Below are 18,109 nucleotides of genomic sequence, written 5' to 3'. Positions count from 1 at the left end.
TTGGTATTCATCTGTAGCGTAGTTGCATAGTTACTCTCTACAAATTTATGCCATCTGCTCAAAACGAGTTGGCAGAGATAGGCTTGAGATACCACGATCGCAGGAGTTGGTTGAGGATGAGATCTCAAGCAGAAAATGGCACTTCAATTCTGGAGCGGACAAAAGATTGGGTAGCTGCGGCTGGCGATACTTTTAGCCATACGATCGCGCGGATAACTACTACAACTCAAGACGCTGCTGGCAGTTTAGCAGATAAGGCGATCGCGCCGATTGCCTCCACGCAGGCGACATTATTTCAGAGTTGGTTAGAAGCACATCCAACCGTAGAGCGATCGCTACAAGTTCTGAATTGGGCAATAGATCGCCCCATTATAAGTGTAATTATACTGTTATTTCTCCTCGCGATTGCCTGGAGTTTCATTAAATCCATCGGACGCTTATTTGAAAAATTCTGTTTGTCAGTATTACAAATGCCGCTGAAATTAGGGTATTTTTTAATTCAAATGAGCTGGCGATCGCTGCATAAATTATTCGCTCGATTTAGCCTAAAACCTACTCGAAGAAACATGCATCAAATGCACGTCCTACCGACATCAGACGGGCAAACAAATTATACCGAGCAACACCAGCGACTATTAGAGATTTCTGCTAAGTTAGCCCTGCTTAATCAAGAGCAAAACGATTTGATGCGGGAAGCTCTAGCAATTCTTAGCTCGACTCAACTTGCTACAGAAGATATTCCCAAAAATTTTCAGCACGAAGTCTTTTCAAATATTGATAAAAGCATATTTCAAAGTTAGTAAAGTGGGCATTGCCCACCCTAATTTTGACTTTTGACTTTTAACTTTTGACTTTTAACTTTTGACTTTTAACTTCCTTAATATCTTTCCAATAACAACTTTACTTCTTCTTTCAACGTCCAATCTTTCATGGCTTCCCACTCAGCTAGACGGACGGCAATGTATGCTTGAGCGAGTTCTTCGCCTAAAGCATCGAGGAGAACTTTATCGGTTTGGAGATGCGCGATCGCCTCACCTAAATTTGTTGGTAGGGCATCAATTCCCTTCGCTTCTCGTTCCGATTCGGACATAGATCCTGGGTCAACTGCGATCGCCTCTCCTGGTTCGAGTTGACGACGCACGCCGTCCAATCCGGCGGTGATGACTGCGCCTAGAGCAATGTAGGGATTGGCAGAAGCATCAACAGTTTTGATTTCTATCTGCGTCGGACTGGGACTTGTGGGATTGCTGGGGACTCGGATCGCGGCTTCGCGGTTGTCGTATCCCCAAGTGCGAAAAGCCCCGCTCCAAGAGTGAGGGCGAATGCGACGATAGGAGTTGATACTAGGGGTAGTCAGTGCCATCAAGGCGGGTAAATGCTCCAAAATGCCAGCAATAAAAGCACGGGCAATTTTTGAGATTCCAGGCGCGTTCCCAGTGTCGGAAATGAGATTTTTACCATCTTGCCAGAGACTCAGGTGCAGGTGACAACCGCTACCCGCTTGTTCGGCAAAGATTTTTGGTAGAAACGAGGCTTTGAGTTTGTGGCGCAATGCTACTGCACGCACGGTTTCCCGAAAAGCAATTTGGTAATCTGCTGCTGACAAAGCGTGGGTGTAACGCACCGAAATTTCATGTTGTCCGCCACCAGATTCGGGATGGTACTGTTCTACAGGGATATTTTGGGCGAGGAGGGCTTCAGCAATTTCGTTAATAACTGCTAAATTAGCATCCATCGCGAAAGTAGAAGCAAAGACCGTGCGATCGCCTGGTTCTACTCCCAATCCATTCTCAGATGGATGGAGTAGATAAAATTCATTTTCAAACGCTGCCATCACCTCTATCCCTGCTTCTTGCGCCGCCGCGATCGCTCGTTTCAAAAAGTTTCGCGGACAGTAAGCCCAAGGACTGCCATTTTGCATCATATCGCCGATGGCGCGTACGTGACCTGTAGAATAAGGCAGTACGCTCAAGGTATTCCAATCTGGGATTAAGCGAATTTCACCTACAGGACTCAACCCCGTTTCCGCCACTACCGCGTCGTGCATCACGGGAATTGCTTGCTGTGCCGCACTAATGCCGACTCCATAATCCACTAGCTGAGATAACGCGCCGATGTGTATTGCTTTGCCACGAATGATATTGGCATTGTCGCACCAGAGAATGCGAATAAATTGCACCCTACTTGCCTGTAAGGTTTTATATATCGTGTCTTGGTCTTGCATTATGGCGCTTCCTGCATTGCCGTGGAAATTCATTTTTGAGGTTCCGTATACTGTTGCTTTGAATACCTTTGCTCTAACTCCAGTAGTGCTTGCTTGCAGGTAATTCCCCAGCGATCGCCTCCTAAACCACCTGTAGGAACTACCCGAATGACATGTAAATATGAGGGCAATTGGGTTAGTCGCACAGGCACAGACAACGGCGCGGATGGCAGTTGGCTACCCGATACTGCGGGTAATATCGCTGTATGTTACGGTCGGATCGATGGGAATGGTTTGTAGCGCCTGCCAAACTTGCAGTTGAAATGCAGTAGCTTTGACATCATAAGGCAAATCGGGTAAGAGCGAACGATCGCTGAGATAATTTGTTAAAGATTCTACCTTTGACGTATTCGTGCATCGGCTAGTTGTAATAGATGGCGTTAAATCTCAACCAAGAGAAACTTCTGGAATATCTGCTAGATCGGGCAACCAATTGTGACTGCTAGCGGCTGAATTGTTGCGATCGCGCTGGCAACGAGTGGCAAATTGACAATATTCGCAGTTTTCATTTCCTTCTGGAATTTGCGGAAATGATTCGCCTAGTTCGTAGCATTTCAACCAATAGGTAAATCTATGTAATAACTGCTGTAATTCTTTAGCTGTTTTTTCGTGTTTGGCTTGACTGTAGGTAAATTTAATTTGTTGTAACGATTTTGGCGGCGCTACTTCTAGAGAAGATGGGACATACCAATAAGTCATCGAAATCTGTTCTGGCAGGTAATCGCTGGTTTCGGCTAAGACATATAAATATAGCCTTGTCTGCCAATTCTTTTCGAGCTGAGCTTTTTTTGGTAATTTGGGGTTTGTCTTCCAGTCGAAAATTTGGGCTTGGCGATCGTCTGCGATTAATAAGTCGTAAATAACCGATAATAAATAATCTTGCACTTGCAGCGTGCGATAATGTTCGCTTTCGCGAAAAATCTGACGATTTGCATCTAGATTTAAAATTTCTGGTGCAGCAGTCGTAAAGGCATTTATCCAGTGTTGTAACTGTATGTCTTCCTGCACTAAAGATTCAATTGGCAAGCCCAATTCTCGCTGTTGCATCAGCAAGTGAAACCGACTTCCCCAAGCTTGTCTTTCTTGTTGTTCCGATGTCGTAGGCGAACCGAATAGATCTAAATAGGTATGTTGAAATTGACGCGGGCAACGTTCTAGCAAGTTGAGTTGTCCTTGAGATAGACGCATCATAGTGCGATCGCTGGCGATTCGATCCAAATTATTCTCCGTGTTCTCGATAATCTTCTGACGATTCAGGGTTGAGTTCCCAGCGTTCGAGATCGCGTTGCTGCAAATTTTTCCAGGTTTCTACTGGTTGTCCGTCTATTGAGGTAATCCCCATTGAATGCAACAGATTCTCAGTCACGCTTTGATCGGGGGTGGGATTGTCTCCCCCAACTGCTTCTTCGCCGACAACCTCGGCTTGATACCAATCATCGTCAAGATCGCCGCCCGTCACATCTTCAGCATAGATCGTCGGATTTTTCAACCGTTTCAGAATCGTACCGATTTCAGCGTCGCGATCGCTCAATTCCTCGAAAACTATGTCGATATTGTCCGTACCAATGAGATCTGCTAATAACAACTCTTCATTTTCAACTGATGGCTTTGATGAAGGGTTGACTGCATCAGAAGGATTTGTACCTGCCATAAGACTCGCTCCTTGCAGCCTAGATAAGAGCTGGTTCTCTGTCTCTTAATACCTACAATTTTAACCCTAACTATGCCAACGCTAAGTAAATTGTAATACTTAGCGTTATGGCTGTCGTTTATCATTTGTCATTTGGCGTTTGTCATTTGTCATTAAACTAATAGGCGATCGCCTCAATCTAACTCAACTTCCTTAACAAAATCAAGCGCGATCGATGCAAGTTTTTCGGGATGCCAAAGCATCCATTCGTGATAACCTTCTTTAACAATAGTTAATGTGGAATTTGGAATGAGATTAGCCATGTCTCGTGCTACTGACAATGGTGTAGTTAGGTCTTTTTCCGACCATAATATTAAGCAAGGGGCTTTAATTTTTGGCAATAAATGCGTTAAATCTTGATACAATGAAATAAGCAATGCATAAATAATATTCCCAGTGTTAAATAATAGATTGTGGGAAAAGACTTTAGGAATATCAAAAAATTGTAACTTTAGCTTGGGAATAGTAATTTGAGCGGTCATCTCAATTGCTCTACGTGGTACAATTTCTGGAATAGATACAGATGGAATTCCCGTACTATCTAACAAAACCAGACTTTTTACCCGAGCTGGAATGAGAGTAGCTAAAGTAATGGCAATTCCTCCACCTAACGAGTGTCCCACTAGATGCACTTGTGGAAGATTTAGAGCTTCTAAGAATGAAACTATGAATTGTGCATAGCTATTGTAATCAGAAATTAGATTATGGTAGGAGGAACGAGCAAAACTAGGTAAATCGGGAGCGATGACAGCGTGTTGTTCTGCTATGAGTTCTAAAACTTCTTGGTAAGGCTCAGATGAGATTCCCCAGCCATGTAAAAACAGAATGGGAGTTGAAGAATGCCGAACGCTTTGCTGATAAAAAATACTGCAATCTTTCAATTGGATACGACAGTTAACAAAATGATTTAAAGTTTTAGCATTCATACTTCAACTTGTCCTCTTGTTTCTTTCTCTTCCTTCTTATCTTCCTTTTCTCCTTGCCAGCGGTTGAGAATATCTTTCACCAAAACTTCTTTTAACCAAATTTGAGTCACGATTAATAATGGAATAGCAAGAAATAAGCCTAAAAAACCGAATAAACTCGCAAATACAACGACAGCAAGAATAGTAAATACGGGTAACAAAGAAACTTCCCGTTGCATAATTATTGGTACGAGTACCAAACTTTCAAACTGCTGAATTGCTAGATATAAAACAATAACCGCTCCAGCTTTCCAAGGAGCATCTAAAAGCGCTAGCAAAACCGGAGGAATGACGCTTAAAGTAGGTCCCACGTTAGGAATAAATTCTAATAAGCCTGCTATTAAAGCATTCACTAAAGGTAATGGAACTCCTAAAAGAGATAATCCAATAAAAGAGACGACTCCAATCCCTACCATTGCGAAGAGAGTGCCTTTAATCCAACCAACTAAAGAGTCTTCGCATTCTGAAAGAATTTCGTCCACTCGACGACGATAGAAAGCAGGAAAAGCAAGAGTCAACGTGCGGCGATAGGGGACGGGATTGAGTAGCAGCATAATCGTGAGGACAAAAAATAGGAGGAAATTCACCACCGCCGCCAAAGAGTTATTCAACACGGTGACAAAGTTACCTAATATTCCCCCTACAAAAGACTGGAGTTGTTGAGTCAGATTGCTTAAGGGTGGGGTGGCTTCTAAAATTCGTCCGGGAATTAAGCTGCGTACCCAGTTGTACCAGCCAAGCACCCGATCCGATATTTCTGGCAGGAGCTTTACTAACTGTTGCAATTGCTCTACGATACGCGGCACGACGATCGCGAAAATACCAGCCACGATCGCGAGTAAGGCAATAACTGTAATTGCTATGGCAATCCCGCGCTGAATGCGATAGCGCTGAAGCAACCGCACGACTCGGTTGAGAACCGTTGCTAAGACAACAGCAGCGAATATGAGTAAAACAACTTGTCGCAGTTGCCACAGAACGTATAGAGAGATAACCAGGGCGAGAAAACCAATCCATTGCCCGATCCGCACTGCACCGCCTCCATTTTCTGGCTATTGCCAGCAATTTTGCTGTTACTGTATGCCCTTGCCGCGATCGGTGTCTTCCTCCTTAGGTTATTGATAGCTAGTGAGGCGCGAGCACGCCTCACTGCTATGCTTGCTCAAATTATTAACTTCCTCAGAAAGTTTTCTGCCTCAATTCATTTAATATGTTATGGATATTTAGTGAGTCGGTTCGCGTGCCTCTGCTGACCTGATAATACATGACATCTGATTCTGCCCATTCAGAACTAGTTCCAACTATTACTCCGCCTTCCCCAGAGGCGATCGCTAGTTTACAAGTTCGCCTCAAAAGTGAGGAAGGACGGCTGGTGTTAACGCTACCAGCAGAAGGAGAATCCTCGGCGCTCAACTGGTCGGATCTTTGGATACAGTTAAAACAACGGTTGCAGGGAGGCGATCGCTTCTGGCAACCAAATACGACTGTCGATCTCATGGCAGCAGATCGGTTGCTGGATGGCAGACAACTGAAGGCGATCGCTGATGCCTTGTGGGAAGTCCAATTGCAACTGCGACGAGTCTGTACGACGCGCCGTCAAACTGCTGTAGCCGCCGCCACCGCAGGTTATTGCGTCGAACAACAAGCCCCGCCAGTATCGGCAATCAATCAACTCCCCGCAGCATCACCCGCGCCTTTAGCAGAACCGCTTTATCTACAAATGACCGTGCGATCGGGGACGGAAATTCGCCACCCTGGTACGGTCGTGATTTTGGGCGATCTTAACCCAGGTGGAAACGTCATTGCCGACGGCGACATTCTAGTTTGGGGGCGATTGCGGGGAGTTGCCCACGCAGGAGCCAGCGGTAATTCTAAATGCCTAATTGTTGCCCTGCAAATGGAACCCACGCAGTTACGAATTGCCGATTCTGTAGCTAGAGCGCCAACAACTATCCCAGATCGGTTTTATCCTGAAGTTGCCTACGTTACACCCGAAGGCATCCGCATCACAAAAGCCGCTGATTTTTCTAAGTCCCAGTTTATATCTAAGCCATGACTCGCATCATCGTCACAACATCTGGAAAAGGAGGGGTGGGTAAGACTACCTTCACAGCCAACATTGGCATGGCACTAGCCCGCATGGGGCGCACGGTTGTCCTAGTCGATGCGGATTTCGGGCTGCGTAATTTAGACCTACTGCTAGGTCTAGAAAACAGGATAGTCTACACTGCCGTTGAAGTTGTAACTGGAGAATGTCGTCTAGAACAAGCCCTGGTTAAAGATAAACGCGAACCAAAACTAGTCCTGCTACCAGCTGCCCAAAATCGCACTAAAGAGGCAGTTACCCCAGAACAGATGAAACAACTGGTGGGGACTTTAACCAAAAACTACGAATATATTGTTATAGACAGCCCAGCCGGAATTGAAACAGGCTTCAAAAATGCGATCGTGGCAGCGCAAGAAGCAATCATTGTCACTACACCAGAAATTGCCGCAGTCCGCGATGCCGATCGCGTAGTCGGTCTATTGGAGGCTAACGGAGTCAAGCAGATTCAGTTAATTGTCAACCGCCTGCGCCCCGCGATGGTGCAAATGAATGATATGATGTCAGTGCAGGACGTGCAGGAACTTTTGGGCATTCCCCTATTAGGCGTAGTCCCAGAAGACGAGCGCGTGATCGTTTCAACTAATAGAGGCGAACCCCTGGTTTTAGCTGAAGACCATACCCTAGCTGGTAAGGCATTTGATAATATTGCCCGCCGATTAGAAGGCGAAAAAATCGAATTTCTCGATCTCCATTCCGTGCATGAGGGTTTTCTTTCTCGTCTGCGCAAATTGTTGTGGACGAAACTAATTTAAGCCCCGATTTAACAACCTGCAACCTGCATCCAGATGCCATGCTTAGCGATCTTTTAGATAAAATTTTTTCTAATAATCCGAACGACAACAACAGTCGTTCTCAAGTCAAGCAACGGCTGCAATTAGTAATTTCCCACGATCGCAGTGATTTGAGTCCGCAAACAATCGAAAAAATGCGGCGGGAAATATTAGAGGTGGTTGGTCGGTACGTCGAACTGGATGTAGAAAAGATGGAGTTTTCTTTAGAAAACAACCAGCGATCGACAGCTCTGATTGCTAATTTACCAATTCGGCGAGTGAAAGCAGATGAATAAAAAGTGGTAGTTGGTAATTGGTAGTTGGTAGTTGGTAGTTGGTAATTGGTAGTTGACGGTTGATAGTTCTTGCTCCTCAGCCTCCTCAGCTCTCTTCCCCCGACTCCCGTGTACGGGCGGGTTTTGACCGAAAACTTCTTGCCGCCAGCGGAGATGCTGGCTAAACCCGCCCCTACGACCCCCGACTCCCTGATAACAGATAACTGATTAGAAGCGTCGCATCGGTGGTACTCTGGAAGATGGCAAGTTTATGTCTGTCTGTAAAGATGGCAAACTTGCGTCCGTCTGAATGATGGCAAGTTTGTAGATAAACTGTCCGACCGGATCTAAAACATAGCTGAAATCGAACTTAGGCGAGAGAATGGTCACCACCGCAGAAAAAACAGGTATTGGATACATTACACAAATCATTGGTCCTGTTGTAGACGTAAAATTCCCAGAAGGCAAACTGCCAGCGATCTACAACGCTCTGACTATCAAAAGCACCAACGAAGCTGGACAAGAAGTTTCTGTCACCTGTGAAGTGCAGCAACTTATGGGCGATCAACAGGTGCGTACAGTTTCCATGAGTTCCACCGATGGTTTAGTTCGCGGGATGGAAGCGGTTGATACAGGCGCTCCCATTTCCGTACCAGTAGGTAAAGCTACCTTGGGTCGAATTTTCAACGTCTTGGGCGAACCCGTAGATAACAGAGGACCTGTTAATACAGAAGAAAAATTCCCCATCCACCGCGAAGCGCCCAAACTCGTAGATTTGGAAACCAAACCTTCCGTGTTTGAAACGGGGATCAAAGTGGTTGACCTACTCACGCCCTATCGACGTGGTGGCAAGATCGGTCTGTTCGGTGGTGCTGGTGTCGGCAAAACCGTAATCATGATGGAGTTGATCAATAACATCGCAACCCAACACGGCGGTGTGTCTGTATTCGGTGGCGTGGGCGAACGTACCCGTGAAGGAAACGACCTTTACAACGAAATGATCGAATCTGGGGTAATCAATAAAGATGACCTCAACGAGTCGAAAATCGCTCTGGTCTACGGTCAGATGAACGAACCACCTGGAGCCAGAATGCGGGTGGGACTATCAGCGTTGACAATGGCTGAGTATTTCCGCGATGTCAACAAGCAAGACGTATTGCTGTTTATCGACAACATCTTCCGTTTCGTCCAAGCAGGTTCGGAAGTATCCGCACTACTAGGACGGATGCCTTCAGCGGTAGGATACCAACCCACTCTGGGTACGGACGTAGGCGAACTGCAAGAGCGGATCACTTCGACTACAGAAGGTTCTATTACCTCCATTCAAGCCGTTTACGTTCCAGCGGACGACTTGACCGACCCCGCACCAGCAACTACCTTCGCTCACCTAGACGGTACTACCGTATTGTCTCGTGGTTTGGCGGCTAAGGGAATTTATCCGGCTGTAGATCCACTGGGTTCTACTTCCACCATGTTGCAACCCAATATCGTCGGTGACGATCACTACGGTACAGCTCGCGCCGTTCAAGCTACCCTCCAGCGTTACAAAGAACTGCAAGACATCATTGCCATTCTTGGGTTAGATGAATTGTCGGAAGAAGACAGATTGACAGTCGCACGGGCGCGGAAGATCGAGCGCTTCCTCTCCCAGCCGTTCTTTGTAGCTGAAGTCTTCACTGGTTCTCCTGGTAAGTACGTGAAGCTAGAAGAAACAATTAAAGGCTTCAAGTCCATTCTGTCTGGAGAATTAGACAGCCTTCCAGAACAGGCTTTCTACATGGTGGGCAGCATTGAAGAAGCAGTTGCCAAAGCGGAAAAAATGAAAGGTTAGTGGTTAGTGGCTAGTGGCTGGTGGCTAGAAAAAGACTAACCACTAACCACTGCTCTTTTACTCACTACTCACTACTCACTACTCACTACTCACTTTTCTATGACATTGACAGTTCGTGTAATTTCCCCAGACAAGACTGTTTGGGATGCTCCAGCTGAAGAAGTGATTTTACCTAGTACCACTGGACAACTAGGTATTCTCAGCGGACATGCTCCCTTATTAACTGCTCTCGATACTGCCGTGATGCGCGTCCGTCCTGACAAAGGGCAAAGTTGGGTGGCGATCGCCCTTATGGGTGGATTTGCCGAAGTCGAGAGCGATGAGGTGACAATTCTGGTCAACGGTGCAGAACGTGGCGACAAAATCGATATGGATGCCGCCCGCGCTGCATACAACGAAGCCCAAACTAAGCTCAACCAAGTTCAAGGCGCTTCTCGTCAAGAACAGATTCAAGCCACTCAAGCGTTTAAACGCGCTCGGGCTAGGTTTCAAGCCGCAGGTGGTATGGTTACAGTTTAGTCGTTTCTTACCGATATTTCTATGTAGGGGCGCACAGAGAAAGTGCCCCTACGAATTTTGAACCCTACAAATTGCGCCCCTCAGAACGTGCAATTAAATTTACTGAGTCTGCTGGTATTCCTCGGCTAGCATTAATTGCCAGCGAGTGTCTTCTGCCAGCTCTAATACATACTTGTGATACTGCAACAAACTAGCACGGTGTCCGACACTAATTGTCGTAGTTTCCATTGCTTTGAGTTGTTGGTAAAGGCGTTTTTCGTTAGCCAGATCCAACGCGCTTGTTGCTTCATCCAAGATTGCATAGGCTGGTTGAGTCAGTAAAAGCCGCGCAAAAGCAAGCCGTTGCTGCTCCCCTAAAGAAAGTACGTTCGCCCAGTCTAATTGAGCATCAAATCCCCCTACCCTTTCCGGTAAGTCTGTTAAGTTGACTTGTGCTAATATTTGACGCAATTGCTCCTCGTCAATTTGGCGATCGGTATGGGGATAAAGCAACTGGCTGCGTAAGGAACCTAACACCATGTAGGGACGTTGGGGCAAAAACAGCATCTCTTTAAGATGGGGACGAGTCAGATGACCCGTACCCGCATTCCATAACCCAGCGATCGCCCGTAAAATCGAACTTTTACCGCTACCGCTATTCCCCACTAATACTAGCCCTTCTCCTGGCTCTAAGCTGAGCGATAAATCTTCAACGAGAGTCCTTTGATAGTTGGGAGTCAGCAGCGTCACGCGCTGCATGGCTAGCTTGGCGGCTTCTGTTACGTCGATTGTCGTCGATCCAGGCTGTGCCTGAGATGGGTTTTCTAGAGCATTGGTAAGGCTGCTGAGACGTTCGACTCCCGCCGCGAAAGCCGTTAAGTTCTCAAACTGATCCACGACAATAGATAAGGCATTAAAAATTTGTCGAAATGCGATCGCTGCTTGGGCAAACGTTCCGAATTCCGTATTTCCAGCAAAGTAAATTGGTGCGACCACTAAATAAGGCAGTGCGGCAACAAAATAGTTGTAACTAGTGGTAAAAAAACCAAGATTTCGTTGCCAACTAATTAACAAGTCAAAGTTACGAATTGCTCCAAGAAAACGCTGCCGTAACCCGATAGACTCCTCTGCTTCACCTTGATAAAAGGCAATTGATTCTGCATTATCGCGAACGTGAATTAATCCATAACGGAAATCAGCTTCTTTCTTGAGCTGCTCGAAGTTAATCCCAATTAACCTTTGACCGATCCAAGCAGTAATAATTGTCCCTAAAATCGCATAGATTAGCAGGGAAATCGAGAGAGAAACGGAAATAGATAGTAAGACAGCAGTGAAAGAAATTAACGTGATAACCGATGTCAAAATTAATAGCAAAAAAGTCAGGCTAGTACGGGTAAAAGCCCTAATATCCTCAGCAATTCGCTGGTCTGGGTTGTCGATGTTTCCGTTAAAATTGAGCTGATAGTAAGCTCTATTTTGCATGTATTTCCCCATAAAACGATTCGTCAACCATTCCCGCCAAGCTAGCCCTAATTTATCTCGAAGATAGGCAAACATGACAACAATGGGAGTGCCGATCGCCAATAGCCCAATATAAATAAAAATGAATTGCCAAAAAGTCGACGCATCCTTAGTTTGAGGAAATCTTGCTAGAGATGTATCGATATTTCTAAAAATAAAACTAATGCTGACATTAATGGCATTAACGGCGAATGACAGCAAGAGCAATAACAGTAACAGTCCTCTTGCTTTCCACTTACGTTCGGAAAACCAGTATGGTTTGGCGATCTCCCAAAATTTTCTCCACAATCGATGGTCAAATCGGTTCTGTCTATTGGTTGCAACGCTCATCGCTAATCGAGGTTTAGATGATTTTAATCGTAGATAAACTACAGATTAACGCAGATGAACGCTAAAAACCGCCCCTACTGTACCGTGCTAGGTCATGTAAGGACGGTTTTGGCGATCGCTTTTAGAAATGTTACACCGCAAGTTATCTTTAAGCGCTACCTGTAAAAGTAACTTCAGGAAATTTTGACTGAGCTTCGCCTAGCGGTCGCCGCCTGCCTTCCTCTTGCCAGTAGTTGATTACTTCCGTGGATTTATTGAGTAACTCCACGCGCTCTTGCTCCGTGATCCAGCTTTTTGACTCTAATTCCTTTTTCAACTCCTCCCAAGCATCATTGCGAGGCCAGAAAAAGTATTTAGTTAAGGGGCTTGTGCCTTTGCCCACGACCTGATCGACTGCTAAAGCAACGTTTTCTTCTAACCACAAAACTTTTAAGATAAACTTTGTCAATCCAACCTCCGCTCGTTCCGATTCGGCAAAACTACAAATACGTGCAATCTACTACTATACCCTAATATCTATAAAAAATAAATTATTTCTAGATTCAACTAGCGCAGCATAGACCACTACGGTTCAGTTAAGGCTCAAAGTGTTGTAAATTAAGCATTGTTCCCAAGAATGGAAAGTGAGTGTAGTGCATCTGAAGGATTTCTCATTGTTGTCTCCTACGATACAAAGTAGTGATGTGTTCAAAGCGATAGAGGCAGCCATCCCATCCACGGAGATCGAGCAAGCGATCGCTAAAACTAAAGTTTGTGAACAACGTAAACGCTCGTTACCAGCACAATTGGTAATTTGTTTGGTAATTGCGATGAGTCTGTGGTCACGAGATTCGATGAGAGATGTGCTGAAAAACTTAATTGATGGGCTGAGCGAAGCATGGGTGAAAGTGGGGAAATACTGGCGAGTTTTTTGTAAATCAGCAATAACGCAAGCCCGACAACGATTAAGTCCAAGGGTGATGAGTCAATTGTTCCATCAACTGGTGCGACCAATGGCTAGCACCGATACCAAAGGAGCATTTCTCAATGGATTGCGAATTGTGGTAATTGATCGGACTTGCTTCGATCTGCCAGACAGCGATGAAAATGCGAGAGTTTTTGGTCGTCCGAGCAGCCGTCCTGGCACACAAGCCGCATTTCCCAAACTGCGATTAGTCATTTTGGTAGAAGCAGGAACACATTTAATCTTTGATGCATTGATGTGTCCATATCGAATAGGAGAACGAGTGCGGGCATTAAGATTATTACGCTCCGTGAGTTCAGGGATGTTGTTGATGTGGGACAGAGGGTTACATTCTTATGCAATGGTGCAAGCAACTGTCACAACTGGTAGCGATTATTTAGGAAGAATTCCCGCAAATGTCAAGTTTTTGTGCGAAGAACCACTGGCGGATGGTTCTTATCTGAGTTGGATTTATCCACCTGCTAAATTCCGCTCAAAAGCTTGCCAGCCCATACAAGTCCGAGTGATTGAATACACAATTGGTAATACCGACAACCCAGAGGAACAACTAAGATATCGCTTAATTACCAGCTTATTGGAATTGGAGAAATTTCCGGCTCAACTACTGGCGATTGAATATCATCAACGCTGGGAAGTAGAAAATACTATTGATGAACTCAAAGTACATTTATCAGGACGAAAAACTCATATTCGCTCTCAAAAACCGCGTGAAGTTGTGCAGGAAGTTTACGGGTGGTTGTTAGGACACTGGGCTGTGCGGTTATTGATGTTTCAAGCTGCAAAGAGCGCGGGTATCACTCCTTTGCGTCTGAGTTTCACTGGGACATTGCGAGTTATTCGTCGTGCTATCCCGAAATTTCAACGCTTGCAATCACAAGAACTCCCCTTTTTTTAAGTTGGTTAACTGTAGAGATTTTAGACACTCTGTTACCTGAACGAGTTTCTCGTACCAATCCCAGAGTTGTAAAAAAACCTGTATCCAAGTTTCGCTCAAAAAAGCCAAGACATCGAGCCACCCCCTCCCGAACCAATCCTCCTATTTTCTTTATCCTCAGCACAGCGTAGCCTTAAATGAATCGTATTGCAGCATAGACAACCAAAAAGCTAAATTCAACCAAAATCCAACATTTTGACTTTTAACTTTTTCTACTTGGGAGACAATAACTTGACTCAGCAAACTAGGGTGATCGCAGTTTTTGATATTGATGGTGTCGTGCGCGACGTGAGCGCTTCCTATCGGCGGGCGATCGCGGATACTGTAGAGTATTTTACGGTAGGTGCTTATCGTCCTACCCAGGCTGATATTGACCGCTTGAAGTCGGAAGGAATTTGGAATAACGATTGGGAAGCATCCCAGGAGTTAGTTTATCGCTACTTTGAGACCCGGGGAAAGGGGCAATCGCAGCTCGATCTAGACTATCCTACTCTAGTCGCCTATTTTCAATCTCTTTATCAAGGTACAGACCCGCAAAACTGGACGGGTTATATCTGCGATGAAACGCTGCTAGTGCAACCTACATATCTCGAACAATTGAGTGCGGCTGGTATTCCTTGGGGTTTTTTCAGTGGTGCGACTCGCGACGAAGCGAAATACGTCTTAGAACGTCTTGGTGTAGTATCTCCAGCCTTAATTGCCATGGAAGATGCACCAGGTAAACCCGATCCGACAGGATTGCTAGCTGTCGTGCATCAGTTAGAAGTCCAGCATCAGCTACCAGCAACAACCCCAGTTTTGTATGCAGGGGACACGGTAGCGGATATGTATACCGTCATCAAAGCCGCAGCACTTCAACCTCAACGTCAATGGATTGGAGTCGGTATCTTACCTCCTCACGTCCAAGCTACAAGCGATCGCTGCCACAATTATACGGAAACTCTCAAATCTGCGGGTGCGGCGATCGTTTTTGGCAATGTTGAAGAACTCACACCAGCACAAATTCAGCTACTAATATAGCAATTTGCTTATTTTTAATTGCAAGTTAACATAACACGTTAATATGACAAATTTATTCTGCACCAAGTCTGCACAAATGCTGCATAATTGTAGTTAACAAATATTGAGTTTCACGACTCAATTTCACTCAAAAAGCTGGAAAAGTTTTCAGATAAAATGATAATACATAATGCAATATAAATCAAATACAAGAATACTATTAAAAAGTATTGAGTATAAGTATACGCAAATCATCAAGTAAAAACTATCTTGCTACTTACATCTGCGTAAGCTCCTAATTCAGAAGAGTGTAAGTAACTTAAGGAAGGATGATATTAAAACGAGTTGAGCCAGAAACAACTGGACAAGTTCCTGGTGATTATTTTTACCAATCCTGTCGTAAAATTTCTCAAGACGGGAGAAAAATTTTAGGGTAGTTTAGATTAGTCAGGGTAGCTGAGATGAGATAGAGCAAGTTTGTCTGTTGTCTGTGGATAGAGGTAGCAAGCAGATTTGAAGTAGTAAAGCTAGCAAGAATTTATCGAACCTGGTGCAAGGAGTTTGCGTATGGCAATTATCGAAGGATTTACCTAACATTCATCTCTAATTGAGAAATTTTGCTGAAAATTACACTTAAAAATCCAAATACAGATACTAACGGCAAGAACCGATTTAAGTAGTCATACTTATTACTTTTGCCTAGTTCTAAATAGGCAGAAATTCAACAAAATGACGAAATAAGTATTATTTTCTAGATGGGTAACGTCATAGAATTAAGTCAAGTAGTATAAACCTAAAATTGTATAACCTTGACAAATTTTTGATGTTTGGCATTGGAAGGTAATGCGAATAGCTGCTTTTAACGTAACAGTAAAAGTAGAGATATTGGCTTGTAAATATAAGTGAAAAGTTAGGAGTAACTGAAATGGCAACTATCTATGGTACGACCAACTCTGAAACAATTAATGGTACTGATAGTAGCGACAAAATTTTTGGCTGGGCAAAAGATGGTAATGAAAATAGCCCATCTGGTAATGACACGTTATTTGGTAAAGGTGGTAACGACGAACTATATGGCGGTACTGGCAGAGACACCTTAGATGGCGGTGCAGGGATTGATACTTTAGTTGGTGGTAAAGGAGATGACACCTACATTGTAGATAGCACCACCGACATTATTAGAGAGTATGAGGGTGGTGGTGAAGATACGGTCAGATCTTCTGTTAGTTATACGCTAGGAGACTGGTTAAACACCTTACCTTGACAGGAAATGAATCGATTAACGGTACGGGTAACAGTCTCAACAATATTATGAAAGGGAATGCTGGCGACAATATTCTCAAGGGTGGGCTGGCAATGACACCATCACCGGAAGCGATGGCGATCGCCTTTTTGGTGAAGCTGGCAACGATACTCTGACTAATACTGCAAACTTTGAACCAGATCGGCGTACATATATGGATGGCGGCGATGGTAATGACGTTCTAGACGGTGATTTCGCTATAATGCACGGCGGTAATGGTAATGACACTATAAATGGTGGCACTTCCTCTGTCATTTATGGTGAGAATGGTAACGATAGACTAGATGGAAATGAAAGCGATATATATGGCGGTGTAGGTAATGACTCGCTCAGTGGTGATTTCAGCTATCTATATGGCGGTGAAGGTGATGATATCCTGCGTACCGATTTTAGTGCCTGGATGGAAGGCGGTAACGGTCGCGATACTCTGATTGGTAGTAGTGCTGATGATAGTAACGGACAAGATTACTTTGTCTTTAATAATCTTGCTGAAGGAGGCGATACCATTAGAAACTTTGTTGCTAGCGGAGACAGCGAGTCTCGCGATTTAATTGCGATCTCTGCCAGTGGTTTTGGCGGTGGGTTAATTGCTGGCACTGAGGATACACCTGGTGGATCTATCCTTGCAGTAGAGCAGTTTACAATTGGCACAGGGGCAACTGATGCTAGCGATCGCTTCATCTATAACAGCACGAATGGCGCATTGTTCTTCGATATTGATGGTACTGGTAGCACCGCCGCAGTGCTACTAGCAACACTCACGGGTGCGCCTGCAATTACCAATAGCAACATCGTGCTTGGTTAAACGCGAGTCAATCACGAATCTTGAGTTGGTGCAAACTTAGAAAATCTCACTTTTGCGCGCGCAGTCTTTGGATATCTTTGAAAAGTGCCGATCTAAATTCGTATCCCAGTAGTTGCTTCAGTTTAGGCGTTGCACGGTCTACAACCTCCTGTTGCAAGCCGTGCAACGGATCTTCTAGCGGACGCACGAACTTGGGTGCATAATTGCCAAGAATTGATACCCTGGGCTTTTGAGTTGAGTTAACAGAGGTATCGTGCCAGCAAAGACCGTGAGACAAAACCAGCGAACCAGCCTTTCCAGTTATTTTTTCAGCTGTTTTAGAAAAATGCTCGAAGTTAGGTAAGTTACCCAACTTCTGACTACCAGGGGCAAAAACTGGCGCACCGTTTTCCTCTGTAAAGTCTTCAACCATCCAAATTGCTTGTACTTCTAGCGCTGGATAAATAGGGAAAGGTGGCTGCATCGCCCAATAGGGATAATCTACATGGACACCCATGTTTGTTGCGCCGGGATGAAGGATATGAGCAGAAAAACCACCAAGTGTCATGTCTGCACCCACAATAGCTTCGACAATCTCAATTGCTATTGGGTGTTGTACCATTAACTCAAAGATTTCACCTTTGTAAACTAACCCATACACTCGTTCTCGCTGCCCTTCACTTAATATCTGCCCCCGTTCTCTCTCTTCTTCTGCTAACTTAAGGACGGTTGAACGAGCTAATTCTGCTTCTGCCGTACTCAAAAGATCGGGAATCACAACATAACCTTTACCGTTTATAATTTCGTCTACCAGACTTGCAATTGTCATGTCAAATTTCTCCCGATCGCATTGTAATTTGGTTAAATGGGAAGTT

The 18,109-nt window shown here is 44.8% G+C and carries 21 protein-coding genes; 11 read left to right on the top strand and 10 right to left on the bottom strand.

Features of this window, described 5'->3' with window-relative positions:
- The first annotated feature begins 47 nt into the window (after positions 1-47).
- Positions 48-800, top strand: a complete 753-nt coding sequence (locus N4J56_RS06530; RefSeq protein WP_317105721.1) for a hypothetical protein — start codon at positions 48-50, stop codon at positions 798-800.
- A gap of 77 nt (positions 801-877) precedes the next feature.
- Here N4J56_RS06530 and N4J56_RS06525 read toward each other — a convergent pair whose 3' ends face one another.
- The 7 genes from N4J56_RS06525 to N4J56_RS06495 form a co-directional block, all read right to left on the bottom strand.
- Positions 878-2,224, bottom strand: a complete 1,347-nt coding sequence (locus N4J56_RS06525) for a glutamine synthetase family protein (protein ID WP_317105720.1) — start codon at positions 2,222-2,224, stop codon at positions 878-880.
- A gap of 29 nt (positions 2,225-2,253) precedes the next feature.
- Positions 2,254-2,394, bottom strand: coding sequence for an MGMT family protein (locus N4J56_RS06520; protein WP_317105719.1), 141 nt, complete (start codon positions 2,392-2,394; stop codon positions 2,254-2,256).
- A 46-nt stretch (positions 2,395-2,440) separates the two neighbouring features.
- The gene (locus N4J56_RS06515) at positions 2,441-2,554 is read right to left on the bottom strand and encodes an MGMT family protein (RefSeq protein ID WP_199316443.1); all 114 of its coding nucleotides are present in this window, start codon (positions 2,552-2,554) and stop codon (positions 2,441-2,443) included.
- A 96-nt stretch (positions 2,555-2,650) separates the two neighbouring features.
- Positions 2,651-3,451 (bottom strand): PD-(D/E)XK nuclease family protein, encoded by an 801-nt coding sequence (locus N4J56_RS06510; RefSeq protein ID WP_410500441.1) that lies wholly within the window; start codon positions 3,449-3,451, stop codon positions 2,651-2,653.
- Between the two features lie 31 nt (positions 3,452-3,482).
- Positions 3,483-3,914 carry a DUF6335 family protein gene (locus tag N4J56_RS06505; RefSeq protein WP_317105717.1) on the bottom strand — a complete coding sequence of 144 codons (432 nt, stop codon included), beginning with the start codon at positions 3,912-3,914 and terminating at the stop codon, positions 3,483-3,485.
- 173 nt (positions 3,915-4,087) lie between these two features.
- Positions 4,088-4,879 (bottom strand): alpha/beta hydrolase, encoded by a 792-nt coding sequence (locus N4J56_RS06500; protein WP_317105716.1) that lies wholly within the window; start codon positions 4,877-4,879, stop codon positions 4,088-4,090.
- The gene (locus N4J56_RS06495) at positions 4,876-5,949 is read right to left on the bottom strand and encodes an AI-2E family transporter (RefSeq protein ID WP_317105715.1); all 1,074 of its coding nucleotides are present in this window, start codon (positions 5,947-5,949) and stop codon (positions 4,876-4,878) included. The genes N4J56_RS06500 and N4J56_RS06495 overlap by 4 nt, the downstream gene beginning before the upstream one ends.
- 233 nt (positions 5,950-6,182) lie before the next feature.
- Between N4J56_RS06495 and minC the strand changes: the two genes are divergently transcribed.
- The 5 genes from minC (at position 6,183) to atpC (ending at position 10,420) form a co-directional block, all read left to right on the top strand.
- Complete coding sequence (minC, locus tag N4J56_RS06490) at positions 6,183-6,974, top strand: septum site-determining protein MinC (RefSeq protein ID WP_317105714.1); 792 nt, start codon at positions 6,183-6,185, stop codon at positions 6,972-6,974.
- Positions 6,971-7,777 carry a septum site-determining protein MinD gene (minD, locus tag N4J56_RS06485; RefSeq protein WP_317105713.1) on the top strand — a complete coding sequence of 269 codons (807 nt, stop codon included), beginning with the start codon at positions 6,971-6,973 and terminating at the stop codon, positions 7,775-7,777. Before minC ends, minD begins: the two co-directional genes overlap by 4 nt.
- A gap of 38 nt (positions 7,778-7,815) precedes the next feature.
- Entirely contained in the window at positions 7,816-8,091 is a 276-nt protein-coding gene (minE, locus tag N4J56_RS06480; RefSeq protein ID WP_410500440.1) for a cell division topological specificity factor MinE, read from the top strand.
- 361 nt (positions 8,092-8,452) lie between these two features.
- On the top strand, positions 8,453-9,901 hold the full coding sequence (gene atpD, locus N4J56_RS06475; protein ID WP_015153841.1) for a F0F1 ATP synthase subunit beta: 1,449 nt from the start codon (positions 8,453-8,455) through the stop codon (positions 9,899-9,901).
- A 99-nt stretch (positions 9,902-10,000) separates the two neighbouring features.
- Positions 10,001-10,420 carry an ATP synthase F1 subunit epsilon gene (atpC, locus tag N4J56_RS06470; protein WP_039715823.1) on the top strand — a complete coding sequence of 140 codons (420 nt, stop codon included), beginning with the start codon at positions 10,001-10,003 and terminating at the stop codon, positions 10,418-10,420.
- Positions 10,421-10,519: 99 nt separating this feature from the next.
- Here the strand turns inward: atpC and N4J56_RS06465 are convergent, their stop codons facing one another.
- Both N4J56_RS06465 and N4J56_RS06460 read right to left on the bottom strand, forming a co-directional pair.
- A complete protein-coding gene (locus N4J56_RS06465) occupies positions 10,520-12,250 on the bottom strand; it encodes an ABC transporter ATP-binding protein/permease (protein WP_317105711.1) in 1,731 nt (576 codons plus the stop codon).
- 148 nt (positions 12,251-12,398) lie between these two features.
- The gene (locus N4J56_RS06460) at positions 12,399-12,698 is read right to left on the bottom strand and encodes a 30S ribosomal protein PSRP-3 (RefSeq protein ID WP_015153844.1); all 300 of its coding nucleotides are present in this window, start codon (positions 12,696-12,698) and stop codon (positions 12,399-12,401) included.
- Positions 12,699-12,972: 274 nt separating this feature from the next.
- Between N4J56_RS06460 and N4J56_RS06455 the strand changes: the two genes are divergently transcribed.
- The 5 genes from N4J56_RS06455 to N4J56_RS06435 all read left to right on the top strand — a co-directional run bounded on the left by N4J56_RS06455 (position 12,973) and on the right by N4J56_RS06435 (position 17,255).
- Positions 12,973-14,109: an IS4 family transposase gene (locus tag N4J56_RS06455; RefSeq protein ID WP_410500401.1), complete on the top strand. Its 1,137-nt coding sequence runs from the start codon at positions 12,973-12,975 to the stop codon at positions 14,107-14,109.
- A gap of 270 nt (positions 14,110-14,379) precedes the next feature.
- On the top strand, positions 14,380-15,168 hold the full coding sequence (locus tag N4J56_RS06450) for a TIGR01548 family HAD-type hydrolase (RefSeq protein ID WP_317105710.1): 789 nt from the start codon (positions 14,380-14,382) through the stop codon (positions 15,166-15,168).
- 904 nt (positions 15,169-16,072) lie between these two features.
- The gene (locus N4J56_RS06445; protein ID WP_317105709.1) at positions 16,073-16,411 is read left to right on the top strand and encodes a hypothetical protein; all 339 of its coding nucleotides are present in this window, start codon (positions 16,073-16,075) and stop codon (positions 16,409-16,411) included.
- Positions 16,408-16,566 carry a hypothetical protein gene (locus N4J56_RS06440; protein ID WP_317105708.1) on the top strand — a complete coding sequence of 53 codons (159 nt, stop codon included), beginning with the start codon at positions 16,408-16,410 and terminating at the stop codon, positions 16,564-16,566. The genes N4J56_RS06445 and N4J56_RS06440 overlap by 4 nt, the downstream gene beginning before the upstream one ends.
- Complete coding sequence (locus tag N4J56_RS06435; RefSeq protein ID WP_410500439.1) at positions 16,512-17,255, top strand: calcium-binding protein; 744 nt, start codon at positions 16,512-16,514, stop codon at positions 17,253-17,255. Before N4J56_RS06440 ends, N4J56_RS06435 begins: the two co-directional genes overlap by 55 nt.
- 46 nt (positions 17,256-17,301) lie before the next feature.
- Here the strand turns inward: N4J56_RS06435 and N4J56_RS06430 are convergent, their stop codons facing one another.
- On the bottom strand, positions 17,302-18,063 hold the full coding sequence (locus N4J56_RS06430) for a phytanoyl-CoA dioxygenase family protein (RefSeq protein ID WP_317105706.1): 762 nt from the start codon (positions 18,061-18,063) through the stop codon (positions 17,302-17,304).
- Between the last annotated feature and the right edge of the window lie 46 nt (positions 18,064-18,109).

The organism is Chroococcidiopsis sp. SAG 2025 (assembly GCF_032860985.1).
Classification (GTDB): domain Bacteria; phylum Cyanobacteriota; class Cyanobacteriia; order Cyanobacteriales; family Chroococcidiopsidaceae; genus Chroococcidiopsis.
This window is presented reverse-complemented; position numbering and strand designations above follow the sequence as displayed.